Origin of the sequence: Glaciecola sp. KUL10, assembly GCF_003203515.1 — a bacterium.
GTDB lineage: Bacteria > Pseudomonadota > Gammaproteobacteria > Enterobacterales > Alteromonadaceae > Glaciecola.
The window spans coordinates 46,001-64,187 of record NZ_BGNG01000001.1 but is presented as its reverse complement, the minus strand read 5'-3'; the positions used below and the strand labels follow the sequence as shown (position 1 = coordinate 64,187).

15 protein-coding genes are annotated in these 18,187 nt (G+C 39.8%); 8 read left to right on the top strand and 7 right to left on the bottom strand.

Annotated features, from left to right (window positions below; translation table 11 throughout):
- Positions 1–148: 148 nt before the first annotated feature.
- Both KUL10_RS00310 and KUL10_RS00305 read left to right on the top strand, forming a co-directional pair.
- Positions 149–2,437: a YgiQ family radical SAM protein gene (locus KUL10_RS00310; protein WP_110426918.1), complete on the top strand. Its 2,289-nt coding sequence runs from the start codon at positions 149–151 to the stop codon at positions 2,435–2,437.
- Between the two features lie 73 nt (positions 2,438–2,510).
- A complete protein-coding gene (locus KUL10_RS00305; protein WP_110426917.1) occupies positions 2,511–4,451 on the top strand; it encodes a bifunctional diguanylate cyclase/phosphodiesterase in 1,941 nt (646 codons plus the stop codon).
- Here the strand turns inward: KUL10_RS00305 and KUL10_RS00300 are convergent, their stop codons facing one another.
- Positions 4,452–6,479 (bottom strand): methyl-accepting chemotaxis protein, encoded by a 2,028-nt coding sequence (locus tag KUL10_RS00300; protein ID WP_110426916.1) that lies wholly within the window; start codon positions 6,477–6,479, stop codon positions 4,452–4,454.
- A gap of 183 nt (positions 6,480–6,662) precedes the next feature.
- On the opposite strand from KUL10_RS00300, the gene fur reads away from it, so the two are divergent.
- A complete protein-coding gene (fur, locus tag KUL10_RS00295; RefSeq protein WP_110426915.1) occupies positions 6,663–7,094 on the top strand; it encodes a ferric iron uptake transcriptional regulator in 432 nt (143 codons plus the stop codon).
- Positions 7,095–7,101: 7 nt separating this feature from the next.
- Here the strand turns inward: fur and KUL10_RS00290 are convergent, their stop codons facing one another.
- Genes KUL10_RS00290 through KUL10_RS00275 form a run of 4 tightly spaced genes read right to left on the bottom strand, consistent with a single transcriptional unit; the run spans position 7,102 to position 10,439 of the window.
- Positions 7,102–7,959 (bottom strand): aminotransferase class IV, encoded by an 858-nt coding sequence (locus tag KUL10_RS00290; protein WP_110426914.1) that lies wholly within the window; start codon positions 7,957–7,959, stop codon positions 7,102–7,104.
- Positions 7,941–8,951 (bottom strand): biotin-dependent carboxyltransferase family protein, encoded by a 1,011-nt coding sequence (locus KUL10_RS00285; RefSeq protein ID WP_110426913.1) that lies wholly within the window; start codon positions 8,949–8,951, stop codon positions 7,941–7,943. The genes KUL10_RS00290 and KUL10_RS00285 overlap by 19 nt, the downstream gene beginning before the upstream one ends.
- Before the next feature lie 4 nt (positions 8,952–8,955).
- Positions 8,956–9,708, bottom strand: a complete 753-nt coding sequence (locus tag KUL10_RS00280; protein ID WP_110426912.1) for an allophanate hydrolase subunit 1 — start codon at positions 9,706–9,708, stop codon at positions 8,956–8,958.
- Positions 9,708–10,439 (bottom strand): 5-oxoprolinase subunit PxpA, encoded by a 732-nt coding sequence (locus KUL10_RS00275; RefSeq protein WP_110426911.1) that lies wholly within the window; start codon positions 10,437–10,439, stop codon positions 9,708–9,710. The genes KUL10_RS00280 and KUL10_RS00275 overlap by 1 nt, the downstream gene beginning before the upstream one ends.
- A 73-nt stretch (positions 10,440–10,512) precedes the next feature.
- Between KUL10_RS00275 and KUL10_RS00270 the strand changes: the two genes are divergently transcribed.
- The 3 genes from KUL10_RS00270 to KUL10_RS00260 are packed head-to-tail and all read left to right on the top strand — an operon-like array spanning position 10,513 to position 12,876.
- Positions 10,513–11,397 carry a S1 RNA-binding domain-containing protein gene (locus tag KUL10_RS00270; protein WP_233499656.1) on the top strand — a complete coding sequence of 295 codons (885 nt, stop codon included), beginning with the start codon at positions 10,513–10,515 and terminating at the stop codon, positions 11,395–11,397.
- A gap of 8 nt (positions 11,398–11,405) precedes the next feature.
- Entirely contained in the window at positions 11,406–11,807 is a 402-nt protein-coding gene (locus tag KUL10_RS00265; RefSeq protein WP_110426910.1) for an OsmC family protein, read from the top strand.
- Between the two features lie 7 nt (positions 11,808–11,814).
- Positions 11,815–12,876, top strand: coding sequence for a hypothetical protein (locus KUL10_RS00260; protein ID WP_110426909.1), 1,062 nt, complete (start codon positions 11,815–11,817; stop codon positions 12,874–12,876).
- A 42-nt stretch (positions 12,877–12,918) separates the two neighbouring features.
- Here KUL10_RS00260 and KUL10_RS00255 read toward each other — a convergent pair whose 3' ends face one another.
- Entirely contained in the window at positions 12,919–14,529 is a 1,611-nt protein-coding gene (locus KUL10_RS00255) for an RNA polymerase sigma factor (protein ID WP_110426908.1), read from the bottom strand.
- 220 nt (positions 14,530–14,749) lie between these two features.
- Between KUL10_RS00255 and KUL10_RS00250 the strand changes: the two genes are divergently transcribed.
- The gene (locus KUL10_RS00250) at positions 14,750–15,367 is read left to right on the top strand and encodes a CIA30 family protein (RefSeq protein WP_199509168.1); all 618 of its coding nucleotides are present in this window, start codon (positions 14,750–14,752) and stop codon (positions 15,365–15,367) included.
- A gap of 26 nt (positions 15,368–15,393) precedes the next feature.
- Positions 15,394–16,584 carry an acyltransferase family protein gene (locus tag KUL10_RS00245; RefSeq protein ID WP_110426907.1) on the top strand — a complete coding sequence of 397 codons (1,191 nt, stop codon included), beginning with the start codon at positions 15,394–15,396 and terminating at the stop codon, positions 16,582–16,584.
- Here KUL10_RS00245 and KUL10_RS00240 read toward each other — a convergent pair.
- Entirely contained in the window at positions 16,519–18,168 is a 1,650-nt protein-coding gene (locus KUL10_RS00240; RefSeq protein WP_110426906.1) for a family 16 glycosylhydrolase, read from the bottom strand. The genes KUL10_RS00245 and KUL10_RS00240 overlap by 66 nt on opposite strands.
- Positions 18,169–18,187 lie beyond the last annotated feature (19 nt).

The following is an 18,187-nucleotide window of genomic DNA, read 5'->3' as shown; positions in this document are numbered from 1 at the left end:
CTATCTGACGCGCTGAATGTTCTTTAGTACGACAACTCGATAGAAAAAACATCGCTCAAAAACCAAAACAATCACCTTTCCGCAGAATCTGATATAATCCGCCATGGTTATAATTGCAATGAATATTGCACACACACAGTAGTCAAACATGCCAAGTCCTCAACGCGTTTCTAAAGCCAAACCAACAGCCAGAATGAAGGCTGAAAGAAGTCTGTTTTCTTATCCAAAATATTGGGCTGAATGTTACGGCCATGCGCCATTTTTACCCATGTCACGCATTGAAATGGATATATTGGGTTGGGACAGTTGTGACATCATCATTGTCACCGGAGATGCTTATGTGGATCATCCAAGCTTTGGTATGGCAGTAATAGGTCGCACACTTGAAGCTCAAGGCTTTAGGGTGGGCATTATTTCTCAACCTGATTGGCATTCAAAAGATGATTTTATGAAGTTGGGCGAGCCTAATTTATTCTTTGGAGTGACTGCGGGTAATATGGACTCAATGATCAACCGTTATACTGCTGATCGCAAGTTGCGACACGATGACGCATACACGCCAAATAACGTTGGTGGCAAGCGTCCAGATCGCGCGGTAACGGTCTATACACAACGTTGTAAAGAAGCCTATAAAAAGCCTGTTGTAATCGGTGGAATTGAAGCCAGTCTTCGACGTATTGCCCACTATGATTATTGGTCGGATAAAGTGCGTCGCAGCGTGTTGTTTGACTCCAAAGCCGATATGCTGATGTTTGGTAATGCGGAACGTCCCCTATTGGAAATGGCTAGCCGTTTTGCAAATGGTGAAACGATTGATCAAATGCAAGACATACGTGGCACGGCAGTTATCCGAAAAGAACCGCTTCCAGGTTGGCAAGGTGTCGATTCAACACATGTCGATACGATAGGGAAAATTGATCCTATCGTTAGCCCATATGAATATATCGAAGACAAATGTGCCATTGCATCTGAAGAAGACAAGCAAGCCGCCATTGAGGCAGAAAAAGCCCAACCTATCGTCATTCAAAAACATCGTAAAAAAGAGCGCCGCAAACCTTGGGAAAAGACCTACGTATTATTGCCTCCATACGATGTAGTGCGCGCAGAAAAAACACTTTATGCGCATACTTCAAGAATTTTGCATAAAGAAACGAATCCAGGTTGCGCGCGCGCATTAGCGCAGCGTCACGGCGATCGTATCATTTGGATAAACCCACCTGCTTACCCGCTTGAAACCGAAGAAATGGATGCGGTGTTTGATTTGCCTTATGCACGTGTTCCCCACCCTAGTTACGGTAAAGCAAAAATACCTGCATATGACATGATTAAAACCTCCGTGAATATTATGCGTGGTTGTTTTGGTGGCTGTACATTCTGTTCTATTACAGAGCATGAAGGACGAGTTATTCAAAGTCGTTCTGAAGAATCAATTATTAGAGAAATCGAACAAATCCGTGACAAAGTTCCCGGCTTTACAGGCGTTATTTCGGACCTTGGCGGCCCCACTGCGAATATGTACAAACTTCGATGCAAAAGCGCGAAAGCAGAACAAGCATGCCGTCGACTATCCTGCGTTTGGCCATCGATTTGTGGGCATTTAGATACCGATCAAACGCCAACAGTCGAGCTATACAAAAAGGCTAGAAAAGTAGAGGGTGTGAAAAAAGTCCTAATTGCATCTGGCGTACGCTACGACTTGGCAATTGAAGATCCAAATTACGTCAAAGAATTGGTCACGCATCACGTCGGTGGATACTTAAAAATCGCGCCCGAGCACACCGAAAAAGCGCCCTTAGACAAAATGATGAAACCAGGCATGGGGACTTACGATCGCTTTAAGGAGCTATTTGAAAAGTATTCAAAAGAAGCGGGCAAAGAACAGTATCTCATCCCCTACTTTATTTCTGCTCATCCGGGTACCACTGATGAAGATATGTTGAACCTAGCGTTATGGTTAAAAGAACGCAATTTCAAGCTTGATCAGGTTCAAAATTTTTACCCATCGCCGATGGCAAATGCAACAACGATGTACCACACTAATAAGAATCCGATTCATAAAGTGACGCATAAAAGCGAAGCGGTAGAAGTAGCCAAAGGTGAAATTCACCGACGCTTGCACCGTGCATTTTTGAGGTATCACGATTCGGCTAATTGGCCTTTACTCAGAAAAGCATTGACCGATATGGGTAAAGCGCATCTGATTGGCCATAGCAAAAAATGCTTGGTTCCACCTGAAGGTAAAGACGAACTAAAGGGTCGTGATGCGAGAGAAAATGCTCGGAAATCTATAAATAAGGCGCATGCTAAAAGTAAGACAAGCAAAGCTGCCAAAGCTCAAAAAGGATTAACTCGATTTAGCGACAATCAAGGCCATAACGAATTAGCCAATCGAACTGAGCGAAAGCCTAAAAAATGGAAGCCTAGTAAACAAAGATAGTTAGCCGAAAGGGTAGAATATTGATTAGATCACTTTTCAGTTTTAACGACAAATCAAGTGTTGTTCTGTCTTTATGATTGTTCATGCGGGTAATCTCAAAACCCCCATATGGATCTATGATATAGATCGTGATTGTATTTTTTGGGCTAATGACAGTGCCCTTAAATTATGGCAAAGCCCCTCACTTCAAGAATTAAAATCACGAGACTTCTCTAAAGGCGCTTCTAAAGCAGTCACTCAGCGGATCAAACAATATCAAGAAGGATTCAAACAAGATCGTATTTATTATGAGACTTGGCAATTTTCACCAAACGGTATAGACACAAAGGCGTTGTGCGTTTTTTCGGGATATATTTTGCCAGGGGGAAGAATGGCAATGCTCGTCGAAGCAACACCATCAAGTGACTTTAGGGGAAGCGTTCAGGCATCTTCAAACCTGCTTGCAAGTTTTTCTGTTTCGAGTGAATTTATTAGTGGTAACCCCGCTTTTATTAAAGCATTTGGTTCACAGATCCTTAGTTTACAATCAATTTTTTCGAGTCTCTCTGATTATCAGGAAATTATCGCAAAGATTATGAAAGAGCATCATTATGAAAATGATGTGCGCCTAGAGACCATTAGCGGAGAGCATTGGTTTCACCTAAATGGTGAATTAGTCAATGATGTGACCGGCACAGAGCATATTCTTTTAAACCTTTACGATGTGGACGCACGAAAAAAAGTAGAGCAACACCTAAAAGAACAAGCTTCAAGAGACCCTCTAACTGGACTGTTAAATCGAAGAGGTTTTTTGACTGCGCTTTCAAAGTATATCGATAACGCACAGGCGTTTTCACTGTTTTATATCGATATCGATGGTTTTAAAAGGGTTAATGACTCACTGGGGCATTCAATCGGCGATAAAGTACTCGTTGAAGTTGCAGAGCGATTAGTTGAACATAGCTATCAGTTTGAACACATTGGCCGTTTCGGTGGTGATGAATTTTTAATAATAATGCCTATTATCACAAATGAAATAGAGCCGCTCTCTATCGCAAGGACACTTGTAAGAAAACTGTCAAGGTCCTATCGAAATATTCAAGACACACCACTTTTAGTATCTGCAAGCATTGGAATCGCCAATTTTCCAAGCGACTCTATTAATAGTGATGATCTAATTATGTTCGCTGACGCTGCAATGTATCATGCAAAAGTAGCGGGTAAAAACAGGCTACAGCAATACGAGATAGGCCTAGAGTTAGCATTACGACGCACAAGTGATATTTCTCGCTACTTATCTGTTGCAATAAAAAACAATGAACTATCACTACACTACCAACCAATCATAGATTCAGTATCAAAAGAAATTGTTAGCTTCGAAGCACTTTTGCGATGGTCAAATCCTCAGTTAGGTGAAATCAGACCTGATGAGACTATTAAGGTAGCGGAATCAACCGGATTAATCGAAGTTATTGAGCATTGGGTTCTTAATCAGGCTATGAAAGACTTAACCATTTTACGCACCGCTATGGATTGCGATGCCAATATGTCTATCAACATTTCAGGTATGCATATGGCTCAAACTAATTTTGTTGAAAACCTACTAATGATAATTCGCTACAACGACCTTCAACCAAAGGATATTGCAATTGAACTGACAGAAGGTGTCTTGTTAGAAGGACTTGAAAGAGAGAACTCTCCGGTCAAGCAAATGACATCGCTAGGGGTTGCACTGCACATTGATGATTTTGGAACGGGGTATTCCTCTCTCGCGTACCTTCATCAAATTCCTGCTAGTGTGGTAAAAGTGGACAAAGCTTTTTTAAGTAGTAATTCTGATGTTTCAACAACCCTAGACGTTATCAATACGTTGTTACATAAGCTAAACATGAAAAGTACGATTGAAGGTGTTGAAACCAAAGCTCAAGAGATTGCAGTACAGGCCTTAGGATTTTCATATCAACAAGGTTATTACCATTGTCGGCCAAAACCACTTGCTGAACACTTACGAACAGCTAAGAACCCTACTATTTGATCAAAGTTTGAAGCGATCAACCGCTTGCTTCAAAGACGACATTTGAATACCCATTTGACGGGTAGCTTCGTTTGTTTCGTGTGTGCTATTCGCAGCCTGTTTGGACAATTCAACAACATTTTTCAAACTGTTATAAACATCATTCAAAAGTCCGTCTTGACTCTCTGTATCTTCCACAATCTTGCTATTCACATGTGAAAGTGCTTGGATTATTTCTTTGATTTGAATCACTTGTTCTGTCACGCTTTCGGTGATTTCTACGCCTTTTTGAACCTGTTCGCTGCTTTCGTTAATTGCCCCGACAGCCTCATCTGAATCTTTTTGTAAAGCCGTGATCATTTCTTCAATTTCTTCCGTGGATTTATGAGTGCGAGTTGCCAGTGTTCTTACTTCATCGGCGACCACCGCGAAGCCTCTTCCCTGTTCTCCTGCCCTGGCCGCTTCGATTGCAGCATTCAACGCTAACAAATTTGTTTGTTCTGCAATGGTCTTAATCACGTCTAAAATTCCGCCGATTCTTCGACTGTTTTCGCCTAATCGGTGAATAATGTTTGCTGAATTTGAAGCTTGAATAGCTTGTTGATTAACTTGATTTTTAGATTCTTCAACGAGGTCAACGACATGTGCACTTTGCTCAATTGCAAGTCGAATCTGTTCGTTAGCTTGTTGTATTTGGCTCAAGTTATTTAAGCTAGTTTGTTTGATTGTTTGTGTGTGTTCTGAGGTATTTTCAACTTGAGCTTGCTGAGACGCAGCCATCTGAAGGTTGGCTGAACCCAACTCAATTGACTTTTGCGTTATATGAGTTAACTCTTCCTCCTGATTATGAATACTTCCAATCAATGAATGCAAGGAATCAATTAATCGATTTACATTTCGAGAAAGTTCAGAGAATTCGTCGTTACCGTCATCTCTCATACGTTTAGTCAAATCACCACTGGCAATTACCTTTAGTCGTTTGTTAACCCTTGCTAGTGGTTTGGCGATACTGCGTGTCACGATGAACGCAAACCCTATTGTTGCGCCAACGCCGAAAACCGATACAAGAATATTTTGAGCGGTATTACTCGAAACTGTATCCAAAATATCTTGTTGCCCCTGCAACGTATCATCGCTAACTTGCTTATTTAAAGCCGTTATTTGGCTGATTGTCTTTGCCAGTGCCTCGTTAATTGCAACTTTGGATTGAGAAGCCAATGTATTTAATTCGATTTTTTTGTTTTGTATCGCAAATAAACCTGTTTCACCATTTAATGATTGTTTTAAGCTTTCAATTTCTTCATTAAATAACGCGAGTAATCCATCGGTTTCAACGGATTCGGCTAGCCTATTCATATACGTTTGATCGGCTTCGATATTGCTTAAATTGTAGCTGACATCATCGATACTCGACGCACTCAACTCAGGGTCTGATGTTGACTGGAGTTCCTTTAATATCGGTAACACTAGCCCTAATTGATTATCTACTTTTGTACTAACACCTATCAGCGTTTCAAGGTCTCTAGAATTCCCTTCTAAATATGATAGGTCCATCATTAAAGCACTTGCTTCATCCGCATGATTTAACGCAATATTTGACTGCGCTTCCAAATCATTCGTGGTTTGTATCAAGTTCAATTTACGTTCAAACATTATTAAAGAGTTTTCAATATATGCTTGTGCCGAGTTAAGAGCTTCTTCAATCAACGATTTGTTTGCTGAAGAACTTTGTTTTCGCAAAAGCTGTTCGTTTAATTGGTATTCATTGGCGATTTGTTTAAACTCAATTAAACTATTTTTAACTTCCAGTGCGTCACTTTCGAAATAGGCATTACTTGTCAGATTTGAGAGCGTCAAAAATTGTGATTGAATTTCAGACATTGCGCGTTGCAAGGGCATTTTTTCAGCTACCACTTTTTCTGCAGAACCTTTGATATCCTGCAAGCCGAAGTAGGTTAAGAAGCTAGTAAAAACAAGTAAAATAGCCAAGCTAGAAAAGCCAAGCACCATTTTTCTTACAACAGTTAGTTGAACGGAATTAAGCTGCATTCATCTACCTTTTTTATCGCCACAAATGATTACAAAAATAAATTATGACAAACATTGAATTTTGCTCAGTACCTTCTATGCTTTGCAAGAAGATAATCGTATAGTTTAATTACGGCAAATGCTGATAAATCTTTACAACTAACTTATAATGCACCCAACGAAATAAGATGATGACGCGTAGTTATGGACCAAAATAAAGAATTAAAAAAAGCAGGTTTAAAAGTCACCCTTCCTAGATTGAAGATTCTTGAGATTCTACAGAACCCGAGTAACCAGCATATAAGCGCTGAAGAAGTTTATAAAATCCTTCTTGATCAAGAAGAAGATATCGGTTTAGCAACTGTATATCGAGTATTAAACCAATTTGATGATGCAGGCATTTTGAATAGACATCATTTTGAAGGCGGTAAATCGGTTTTTGAAATTAGCCATAAGCAACACCATGATCACCTTGTTTGTTTATCTTGTGGAAAAGTATTCGAGTTTGAAGACGAGGTTATCGAACGTAGACAAGAAGAAATTGCGGCAAGGCACAATATGAAACTCACAAACCACAGTCTATATTTATATGGAGAGTGCACAGATAGCAACTGCGGTTTAAAAGAGGAAAACTAAAAGAAAATCAGTCTCTGAATTTTTCGTGGTTGTAAGCAGTTTGAGCGGTCAACCACGCTTCTCCAACTTGACCATCACCTATTACGTTTCCGTCTACTTCTACAACAGCACCGATTTCCTTGCTGGAACTGGTAATCCACACTTCCTGAGCATTTATTAGTTCATCCACACTAAAAAACGTTTCCTCAACAGTAAGTTGAGTGTGTTTCCTTAATGCATCTAACACCAGTTTTCGCGTAATACCTGGCAGTAACTGATGATCTAATGGTGGTGTTTTGACAACGCCGTTATTCACAATAAATACATTACACGCGCTTGCTTCAGTAATAAGCATGTTATCGTTATAAAGAATGGTTTCATCAACACCAACTTCCCGCCCTTGTTGAAAATGCATAACATTGCCAAGCAATGAGGTAGATTTGATGTGACAACGTTGCCACCTTAAGTCTTGGGCTAGAGTTACTCTAAATCGTTTTGCCGTTTTGCAATCTAGTGCTTGGCTTGCCGGTATTTCAAACGCATATGCAAAAACCGTAGGCTCAATATTGTCAGGGTACGCATGAAAGCGTCGAACATCTGCTCCTCTGCTTACATGCCAATAGATACCAACTGATTCACTGCTCACTTCCTTAATCAATCGCTTTGCTATCGCTTCTATTTCTTGGTAGTTGGCTTTATAGTTAATGCCAATTGCGTCAAGCCCATTTTGCAAACGTTCGATATGATCACTTAATGCAACAGCTTTTCCTGAAAACGTTGGGATGACTTCATAAATACCATCACCAAACAAAAAACCTCTATCCATTGGCGATATAGACGCTTCATTAGCTTCTACAAAATGACCATTTAGGTAGACTTTAGGCATTTCTCATTTCCTTTTAATACTGATGCTAACACTTTAAGTGCTCTATTATGCATTAAGAATTCTTGTCGCGCTGAGTATAAATCTGTTTGCTTAAACTCGACACTATTTTCGGGTAAACACTGTCCCATTTTGCTTATACTTCTTGGTGTTAAACAGCCTATTTTGGGGTACCCCCCAATTGTTTGCCTTTCTTGCATCATAATTGTTGGTAATCCATTGGGCATAATCTGAATAGCGCCCAAAGTCATTCCCTCTGATAGCAAACCAAAATCGATATGCCGAGTATTCAAAGGTTTAGCGTGTAACCTAACCCCCATCCGATTTGAATCACTGCTGACGGTGTACACTTGATTACAAAATCTCACAAAGTCTAAATGAGTGAATAATGACGATTGATATGCACTAATGAATTCAAGGGAATAATGCTGTTTAGGATGTACTTGCGAGCTTGTTATAAGTGGAAGTATTTCTTTAGAGTGCTGATTAAAAACACAAATACGACGATTGATTTCACTCGTTTTTATTTTAGGCCTTAAATCAAGCTTGCTTGAGACGCTTAACGCATTTCCATTGCCCTCTAGTCCTCCATTATTCTCACTTAAACACGTCGTTTGGCTATTTGCAAATTGCGAGGTATTTATACTTGCGCTGAACGCTAAATACGAACGAGCTCCCTTTCCTTTGTGCACAATCAGCAACTTACTCCCATATGCGGCGAAAATGGGCGTATTGCTAGCAAATCGCTCGTCATTCACAAAAATATCGCAGTCCGCGCCAGTGACACTGACTAACAAATCACAAGTGAGAATCGCTTCGAACCTACCGATTAATATTTCAATGGCGGGAGCAGAAATGCTATTACCTACTAACGTATTTGCCAAGTAGAAACTATGCTTGTCCATCGCCCCGGCTTCAGTAAAGCCTTGATGGCGAACAGCTTTTCTTCCCTCATCAACAAGGATTGCTAGAAAGCCGGTTGAGGTAATATTCAAAACATCACCCTATTTTGCTTTCATTTTGTGAGCTCAAAATGGCCTCATATTGAGCCGCGTCAATAGCTTCAAAACGAACGCTATCACCAACTTTGAATGCATTAATTGCTGTTGCTTTTTGTCTCAAATCAAGTGGGCACAACCCCAAAATATGCCACCCACCAGGAGATGAATTAGGATATACCGCAGTTTGCTTATCCGCGATTGCCACTGCTCCTCTTGGTACCTTTACACGTGGTTTAGCTAAACGAGGCATTGATAACTCAGCGGCCAATTCTCCAAGATATGCAAATCCGGGCTGAAATCCAACGGCATAAACCTTGTACTCTTTTTTAGTGTGCAGTTTTATTATCTCGTCAACACTCAGGTTCTTTTCAGTGGCAACTAATCCAAGATCGTTTTGTGCTTGAGTGACGCAATACCAGACGGGTATGCGATGAACACTTGGCTGATTTACAAGCCTGTCATTTAAGGAATGGTCTGGTATTGTATTCGGCATTTCTGTCAATTTAGCCAATACTTGATGATGATCTGATGCAAACGCATCATATTCTACTAAGCAGCTGGCATAAGAGGGAACGAGCTCCGTTACCCACAAAGCACAATGGGATTGTATGGTTTCATAAAATCGACTTACATTAGTACTTTTAGTGTTTAAATCAGTGCCTTTAAAGTAAAAAATGAGCCCATTAAAGGACGCCACCTCAAAATGACTGATTTCATAAGCTTGCATCCATTGATTGAGTGTACTTTTCACTAATGACTACCAATTAGTAATCTAATTTGATTTGTCATTTCTAATGCTCCGGGAGAGTCGCCATGAACACAGATACTATCCGCCTGTAAATTCAATTTAGTACCAGAATTACTGATTACATAACCCTCATTTATGATCAGCTTAGCTTGTTCGATAGCTTGCTTTTTAGACAACACGGCTCCGTCTTGTTCACGAGGTGCGAGCTGGCCATTTTCGAGATAGAGCCTGTCGGCAAATGCTTCGAAAAATAATGAAACATTGTAAGCCTTTGCAAAAGCTATATGTTCTTCTGATTTTGCGGTCGCTTGCATCATTAATGTTAAAGGTTGATAAAATGAAGCAATGGCTTGTAATACATGATCAAATACACTCGGATACTTGATCATGTCATTATAAAGAGCTCCGTGTGGTTTTACATATTCAACGACGGCCCCCATGCTATTGGCAACGCCAATTAATGCCCCAATTTGAGCGTGAATAGTCGGGACTAATTCGTCTTTCGGCATTCGCATCGAACGTCGACCAAAGCCAGTAATATCAGGATAAGAAGGGTGCGCTCCAATTTGTACTTGGTATTGCAACGCTAACTTTACGGTACGAGCCATTGTGATTCCATCGCCTGCATGCCCGCCACAAGCTATATTCGCTTGATCAAGATACGGCATTACATCTAAATCTGTATTAAGTTGGTTTAAGTCCGATTGCTCGCCGATATCGGCATTAAGTTTCATGTTGCCCCTTGCAGGTGATGATTATTGTAAGTTTGCTATCAATAACTTGATATACTAAGCAAAATTCAAATTAATGAGTAGCCCAATGCTGGAAATTGGTAAATTTAATGATGTTATTGTTGTCGATAGTTCGCCTGTTGGATTGTTAGTCGAAAAGTATAATGACACCCCTTCGGAAGAAAGAGAAACCGCCCTTTTACCTTCAACAGAACTGAATCAACTAAAAAATGAATCGCTAGGTGTAGGCAGCAGGTTCAATGGGTTCGTTTATTACTCTGAGACCACAGACTTGCTTGTAAGTACGTCAAACATACCAATTCAAATTGATGAATTTGCTATTTTAACTGCAACAGGTTCAATTGATTCAGGCGCATTTTTTGATTGGAAACTGCCAAGAGATCTGTTTGTTCCTCAAGGAATGCAACACCGACCGATAGACGCAGGTTTGAATTATGTTGTGCGATTAATCCATGACGAAGAACGTCAAAAGCTAATTGGCACAACCAAGCTTCACCGATACTTGAACGAAGATGGTGAGGGCCAGTTTTCTCTTGGTGAACCAGTGGACCTCATTATTTATGACAAAACTGATTTGGGCTATAAAGCGATAGTCAATAATACGCACCAAGGTTTATTATTTCATTCCGATATGTTCAAGAAGCTAGCTATTGGTGAGCGTACAAAAGGCTTCATAAAACAAATCCGAGAGGATGGAAAAATAAACTTGAGTCTACAACTTACTTCCAAAAAAGGAATTATGTCATTGTCAGACCAAATATTAGAAGATTTAGTAGCACACGGCGGTATCTCAAGTTTAACGGATAAATCCCCGTCGGAAGAGATCCATGCCCGCTTTGATGTCAGTAAGAATGCATACAAAAAAGCCTTAGGTACGCTTTATAAGGCGAAAAAGATAAAAATTGAAAAATCGCATATTAGTTTAATTACGAAAATTTAGGAGCAGCAATGAAAGCAAGTGTTAATTGGGTGCCTTCACAAGCCGGCCTAGCCTTTGAGGGCAAAACTGAGACTGGCCATACCCTAAAGCTTGATGGAAATGGCGAAGGTCTGTCACCGATGGAATCAGTTTTGTTATCGGTAGGTGCTTGCTCATCTGTTGATGTCGTTGAAATTATGCGAAAAGCCAGACAAACGCTTGAGTCGTGTGAAGTAGAATTAAGCGCACAACGCGCCGAAAATCCGCCCCGTATTTTTACCGAAATCCATGCTAATTTTGTGGTGCGCGGACAAGATATAAATGAAAAACACCTAAAACGTGCAGTCGAACTATCTACTGAAAAATATTGCTCAGTCATGTTGATGCTAAATAAAGCAGTCAAAATAACAACGTCTTACGAGATAAGATAGGTAAAGCGTGTATCTTAGAGTTTTGTTTGTCGTTATCGCTTTATGCCTAAGTTTTTACTTAGGCTATAAGTTAGGGGTTTCAGATAGTAAACCACGGTTATCAACAAATACGATATCTACATCAAACTCTGATACTCATGAGAGCGCGCTGGGCATCACGCAAACACATGAAGTTGCAACAGATGCATTAGATACACCTGCAAATGCTCTCGAAACTAATGCGCTTGAAGTCGATGAGTTAATTGAAACACAAAACAATACAAATATAAGCAACGACATCGTTGATTTGTTTTCGGAACTTATATCACTGCAACATTCTAGTTCAGACTATAGGCTTTACGGCAGTAAAATTGACGAAATTCGACAGCGTCTGATCGATAACCCTACTGACATTGCGATAATTTCAGAGCACTTTGAAACACTTGCAACCGATAGCAACGAAAGTTATGTGATCGTTTCAATTCTACAAGGTTTACCCGATAAACAAGGAGTAAACGCATTGACGCAACTAGCCCTGCAATCGTTAGACTATTCAAATGAAAAAGGTAACCAACAGTTTTTAGAAATTGTAGGCCGTACAGGTCTTACAAATGAATCAATAACAAACGGGCTAAAAAACATTGCATTGTACGGAGAACTCAGCGAGCAGCGACTCTATGCATTGGATATGCTTATGCCTTTTCAACTTACGCAAAACGAAAATCAAGCAGTGCTAGCACAACTATCACAAATGCAACTAAGCAATGAAGATCAAGGCAAGGCAAATTATTTATTCGGTCAGACCCTTCGTTTTTCTGACAGTCAAAGCCGAACAGAGTTGGCTTTGAATACATTGCAAGATGATAGTATCGACATTAACAGGCAATCCATCGTACTAGACTTTATCGAGCTTGGACAAATTGAAAAGTCACAAGCAACTAAAGAGACACTATTCGCCCTTGCCAGAAGCCAAGGTCACCCTTTACAAGAGAATGCTATCAAAGTATTGGTCAGTAGCTTTGATATCAATCAGGAAGAATATCAAGAGCTACTTACTTTTGATGGTATTGAACTCCCAGTTTTGCGATAAGCTAAAGAACTAGAAATTAATACTTCCTTAATTCAGTTTTAACTATTTCATTAGTTGACGCACGTGATTAAAGTGCCAGTACGAAGGGAGAACAACAAGCACCACAATCAACATCAACGCCATTTGATAGTGCTGACTGAAAACGTCGAAATTTGCTAACTGATAGGCAAGTTCATTGTTTACTTCTTTTGCATAAGATATCGGCCCGATAGCAGCATCATGTGCGATTGAAAAGCCATTGCTAAATGCACTTTCCCATCCTAATGAAGAAATAGAGGAATAGGCCTTATAGGCAACTGCTGTCAGACCAAAGCCAATTACCCCAATAGCGACCGTACTTAAGCTTAAGACACCGACACCAACAGCACCGATAGAAATAACACCAAAAGAAATGATGCCCACGCTAATCGGCGCAACAGCCACCCCTCCCCAAGCAAACAGAGCACCATATGCTTTCACCCCTCCGGCAACCCATCCAATTGTAGGCTCATCACCCTGTTCTGGCGCACCTAATTGAAAGTGAAACAACGGTAGGCCGAATAAAACCAATCGACTTTTGTAAACTCGCTTTTTCGATGATATTTGATCTATTTCTCTTTTGAATGCCTCGGGATGAAAAATTCTCTCATGTGCTCGTAAGGTACGAACACGCTTGAATCCCACAGATGTCATCAAAAAATAGCAAATCACAAAAAGTAAAATTAAAGCTTGAGCTATTAGGGTGTATAGGATCCGGTTTTCATGATCAGTCATCGCTATATGTTTTAATGCATACATGCCCGCAACAAATATCACTGCAATGAGTAAAAACGAGGAAACGAGTTTAATCGTTAGCTTTCTTTCGTTATTTGTTCTAGATTGATAAAGGCTCGCGCGCAAACCAAAAAACAAGCTAATAAATCCAGAAATGGATGCAAGAAAAGTAGCAATGAAGCCCATTTTAAAAAGAGAACTTGTTTTTATTGATGTCGCTCCTAAGGCAGCAGCGGCTGCTGACTTAGTAACATCTTCAAGCGCAAAAGCAACTGCGGTTGTAAACGCTGCTCCTGGTTTGGTTTTCTCGAGTGTCTCTTCGACCAATCCCATCATGGCTTTCTTTAACATAGCTCTGCCACGGGATAAACGTTGCTTAGCCGTCCCTATAGTTAGATCTAGCTCATTGGCAACATATTCAACTGATTGTTGTTCTCGATAAAACAAAACCAAAGGTTCTCTATAAGTAATATCGATATTACTTAGCGTATTCCATAACAAACTTTCTTGTTGATCTTTGATAGCGTTATTTTCTAAATCAATATTAGAAAAATCCTCGGTAATTTGTGCATCTATATCTTGAGCAGCTGTGAGAGGCTGTTTTTTCTGTTTACGAAGATAATGGCTTATTTTAAAACGCAAGATGCCGCATAACCATGGCCTAAGCTTTTCAGGATCGCGAAGCGTATCTAACTTTTGCCATGCCTCTACAAACACTTCTTGCGCCAAATCTTCACTTTGCTTGATATCTCCGATAGAGGCATAAGCTAGCGAACACAATAGGTTTTGATATTTGGATACAACCATACAAAAAGCATCTCTATCACCACCAAGTGAGGTCATTACCAAGCTTGTATCGTCGGTTGCTTCAATTGATTTTCGCTGTTTAAAAACTGTCATTTTTGCTTATTCCTTCATACGAATAATCAATAGGTGTACCCCACCGCTTAAAAGGTGACACAGTTTATTGAAAAAAACATTCTTTTTGTATTTGAGTCTAATTTGAATGGTTTTGTCACCTTTTTAATCAATCTTGTCACTTACCTACTAATCGCACTTTGAATCGAATGTTTTATTCCCTTTCAAGTGCGCAGATCATTAATTTAATAAAGGAAAACAAATGACACAGTTACTATCTATTTTTAGTTCAAATAGTCAAAAGAAACGTCTATTCGTTATTGTCAGCAGTATTGCTTTGATCATGCTTTCATTTTGCTCGAATGCAAAAACAGACATCACCTTAGTAGACGATTTTTCAAATAGCCTTAACAACAGCTTAGGTTTACCCAGACAAATCATGGACGACAAAATGGTTGGTGGGAAGACAACTGCTGCCGCTCAAGTAAATAATGGAGTCATGCATCTAAAAGGCACGATTGAGCCACCACGAGGCCAGATTGGATGGGCCAGTGCGATATTACTGCTTGATCCAGAAGGAAAAGCTGTTGATACAAGTGCTTACAAAGGAATTCGTCTGTTAATAAAAGTTAATCATGGGCAACTTTCTGTTTCAGCAAACAGTACCGAAATTACTAATTTTGACTATCATTCTGCAGTGATTGCAACGCCAACTGATGGCAAATTTCATGAGGTGAAAATACCATTTGATTCAATGAAACGGACGTGGTCAGAACAAATTACGCTAAATAAGCAAAGCATAAATAGTATCAGTCTTGTGGCATTCAGCCTTCAAAAAGCACCTTTTAGCTATGAAATAGATGAACTCAGCTTTTACTAAACCCTTCAATGATGGGATAAATTGACATGCAAAATCAAATTCAAACAAGACTATACTACTTGGATGCTGTGAGAGCGTTTGCATTGATCTTAGGCCTTGTTTTTCATGCAAGTTTGTCATTCATGCCCATCTATATAGGCTGGGCAGTAATGGATATAAATACGAGTGAAGCCATACCGCCATTTGTTTTGATCAGTCATTCTTTCCGAATGGCCCTATTTTTCCTAATAGCAGGTTATTTTAGTCGCATGGCTTTTAAGAAGAAGGGACTACAGGTTTTTCTAAAATCTCGTGCAATTAAAATTGCTATTCCTTTGCTAATTGGTTGGTTTTTGTTGAGACCGCTTCTTGTATCAGGATGGGTAATTGGCGCCGAAAGTATGCGAGGTGAAGCAAATATTCTAAATGGATTAAAAACAGGCTTTGCAAGCTTATTAGACCTACCCGCACATTTCCTGATTGGTACTCATCTATGGTTTTTGTATTATCTATTGTTGATTACGCTAACTGTTGTTTTCATTAGCAAGCTTTTTGAGCAACGCACTCAAAGTAAATATTATTTAACCAAAATAATTGATAGTTCAGTTGATTTTGTCAGTAAATCATCATGGTCGCCGCTATTTTTAGCCATCCCCACAATCGGAGCGTTATGGTTTATGCAAAACTGGGGAATCGACACGCCGGATAAATCGCTTGTACCTGTACTTCCTGTTTTTATATTGTACGGAGCTTGTTTTACCTTTGGCTGGTATTTGCAGCGCAACCCCACCTACGTAGAAAACTTAAGCACTCTCTCTGCACAAAAGATCCTGCTTAGTTTAGGTGGTATTGTGTCGGCTATACTCTTGTCAAAATATGAAATGAATGTCTCACACGCTCACTTTACTATGCTTAAATCTGCATTTTTGTTTGCTTATGCGATCATGTTGTGGGGCTTAATAACGCTCATATTTGGCATCTTTAAGGTCTTCTTTTCCGAGCCCAATAAAATAGTTAAGTATTTTGCAGATGCGTCATATTGGCTATATTTAATCCACTTACCTTTGGTGATTTATCTACAAATATTCTTTGCCGAAATACAGCTTCACTGGTTAGTAAAATTAGTTTCGATACTGTCCCTAACCCTTGGTATTTCTTTATTGATGTATCAATTATTTGTGAAGCGCACATTCATAGGTAGGATAATATCTGCCAATGATTCTCCTCAACGAAAGTAAAGCTAATATAATAAGCGCTGGCCAAGAAAGGGATCCACCAGTGCTTTGCTCATCACTTGAAACCGAATCAGAAGGTTGACTAGCTTCAGGGGCAGTGGGTAATGGTGTTTCTTGCTCTTCAAAAAAACTAGCTTGCTGACTAAAGAAGATGTTATCAAAAAAGAAACTTCCATTGCCTTCAAACTTCAATTGGAATACCGATGATAGATCAGGGCTAGTGTATTGACTCAAAGGTATTGATAACCTTTGCCACTCGCCCTGTTTGACTTCAATTTCCACAGGGTTTTCTCGGGGACCAGGGCTAATTACAAAAACTTCGAGCTTGGTTGAATTATGAGTCCAGTAATTGAGATTTAGATAATTCATTTCAGTCAGATCTTGGGGTGCCCCTTCAAAATCTATACCTTGATAATTCATATTCTTGTAATTAAGAGTGGGATTATTGTCTACTTCAAGTAATTCAAATTGAGTAACCTGCCCCCAGTTTGGAAAATAGTCTATTGCTTCTATATTTTGGTATTGCTCACTAAAAATGGAAACAACAGTATCAACCTCATTTAATGGGTCGGGTGCACTTGAAGTGGGTATCGTACTTAGTAGACACCCCAAGGTATCGACTGGCGTATTGATAGGCGTGTTTGGACATTGATCATTGACATTGCTAACGCCATCATTATCGTCATCCGCTATCGGTGGCGTCGCCTCATTACAGTTAGATAGTTGGTTATTATCTGAAGGAACGCAATGTGCAACATAATCGACTTCTAAAGTAGCTTTATCTAAACTGGAATCAATTTGCCCGCCTATATTTCCTCCCATGGCAACATTTAAAAGTAGGAACATAGGCTCTTCGTATTGCGGGCAATTACTCAAGTCGTGACTAGCCACTAAGGTATCGTTAAAGTAAAACGCAATATTATTAGCATTGTATTCAATGGCGTAAATATTAAATGATTGCACATCTGGTGAGCCACCCGGGTAATTATAACGAATTTCACTTCCACAGTTGTTCACATTAAAAAAGTTAGTAATAACACTGTTTCCATTTGCGCCATACCACTCCCAAATATCTATTTCGCCAGCCCCAGGGTTGGGCCAGTTTACTGTGTCGTTGTCCCCCTTTATGGGCTGTTCTGCGATACGATTTTCCAGCATCCAAAATGCCGGCCATGTACCTGCTCGCAATTCATCAAATCGCAAACGAGCTTCGATACGACCAAAGGTAAATTCAGCTTTATCTTTGCTATTTAGCCGCCCTGAAGTCCAATCGAGGGCACGCCCATTTTGTCCTGGACAAGAGATTGGTTGACGCCTTGCGATTATTTTTAATGTGCCATTTGAGACTTCGTAGTTTCGTAAGTCAGAGTTTTCATCATCGGTATAACACTGCACTTCATTGTTGTAGTTTGCAGTTGTTTGAGCAGTCCAATTGTTCCATTCGACACTGTTACCCGAGAAATCATCTATCCAAGTGCGTTCCCAGCCGGCATGCAACCAGCTTGAAAAAAGGCATAGACATAAAAAAGCGCTTATTTGGCGAGAATTCAGGAAGTTGTTAAACAATAAATGAAGGTTGGTGTGCATGACTTCTTTAATATTTTGT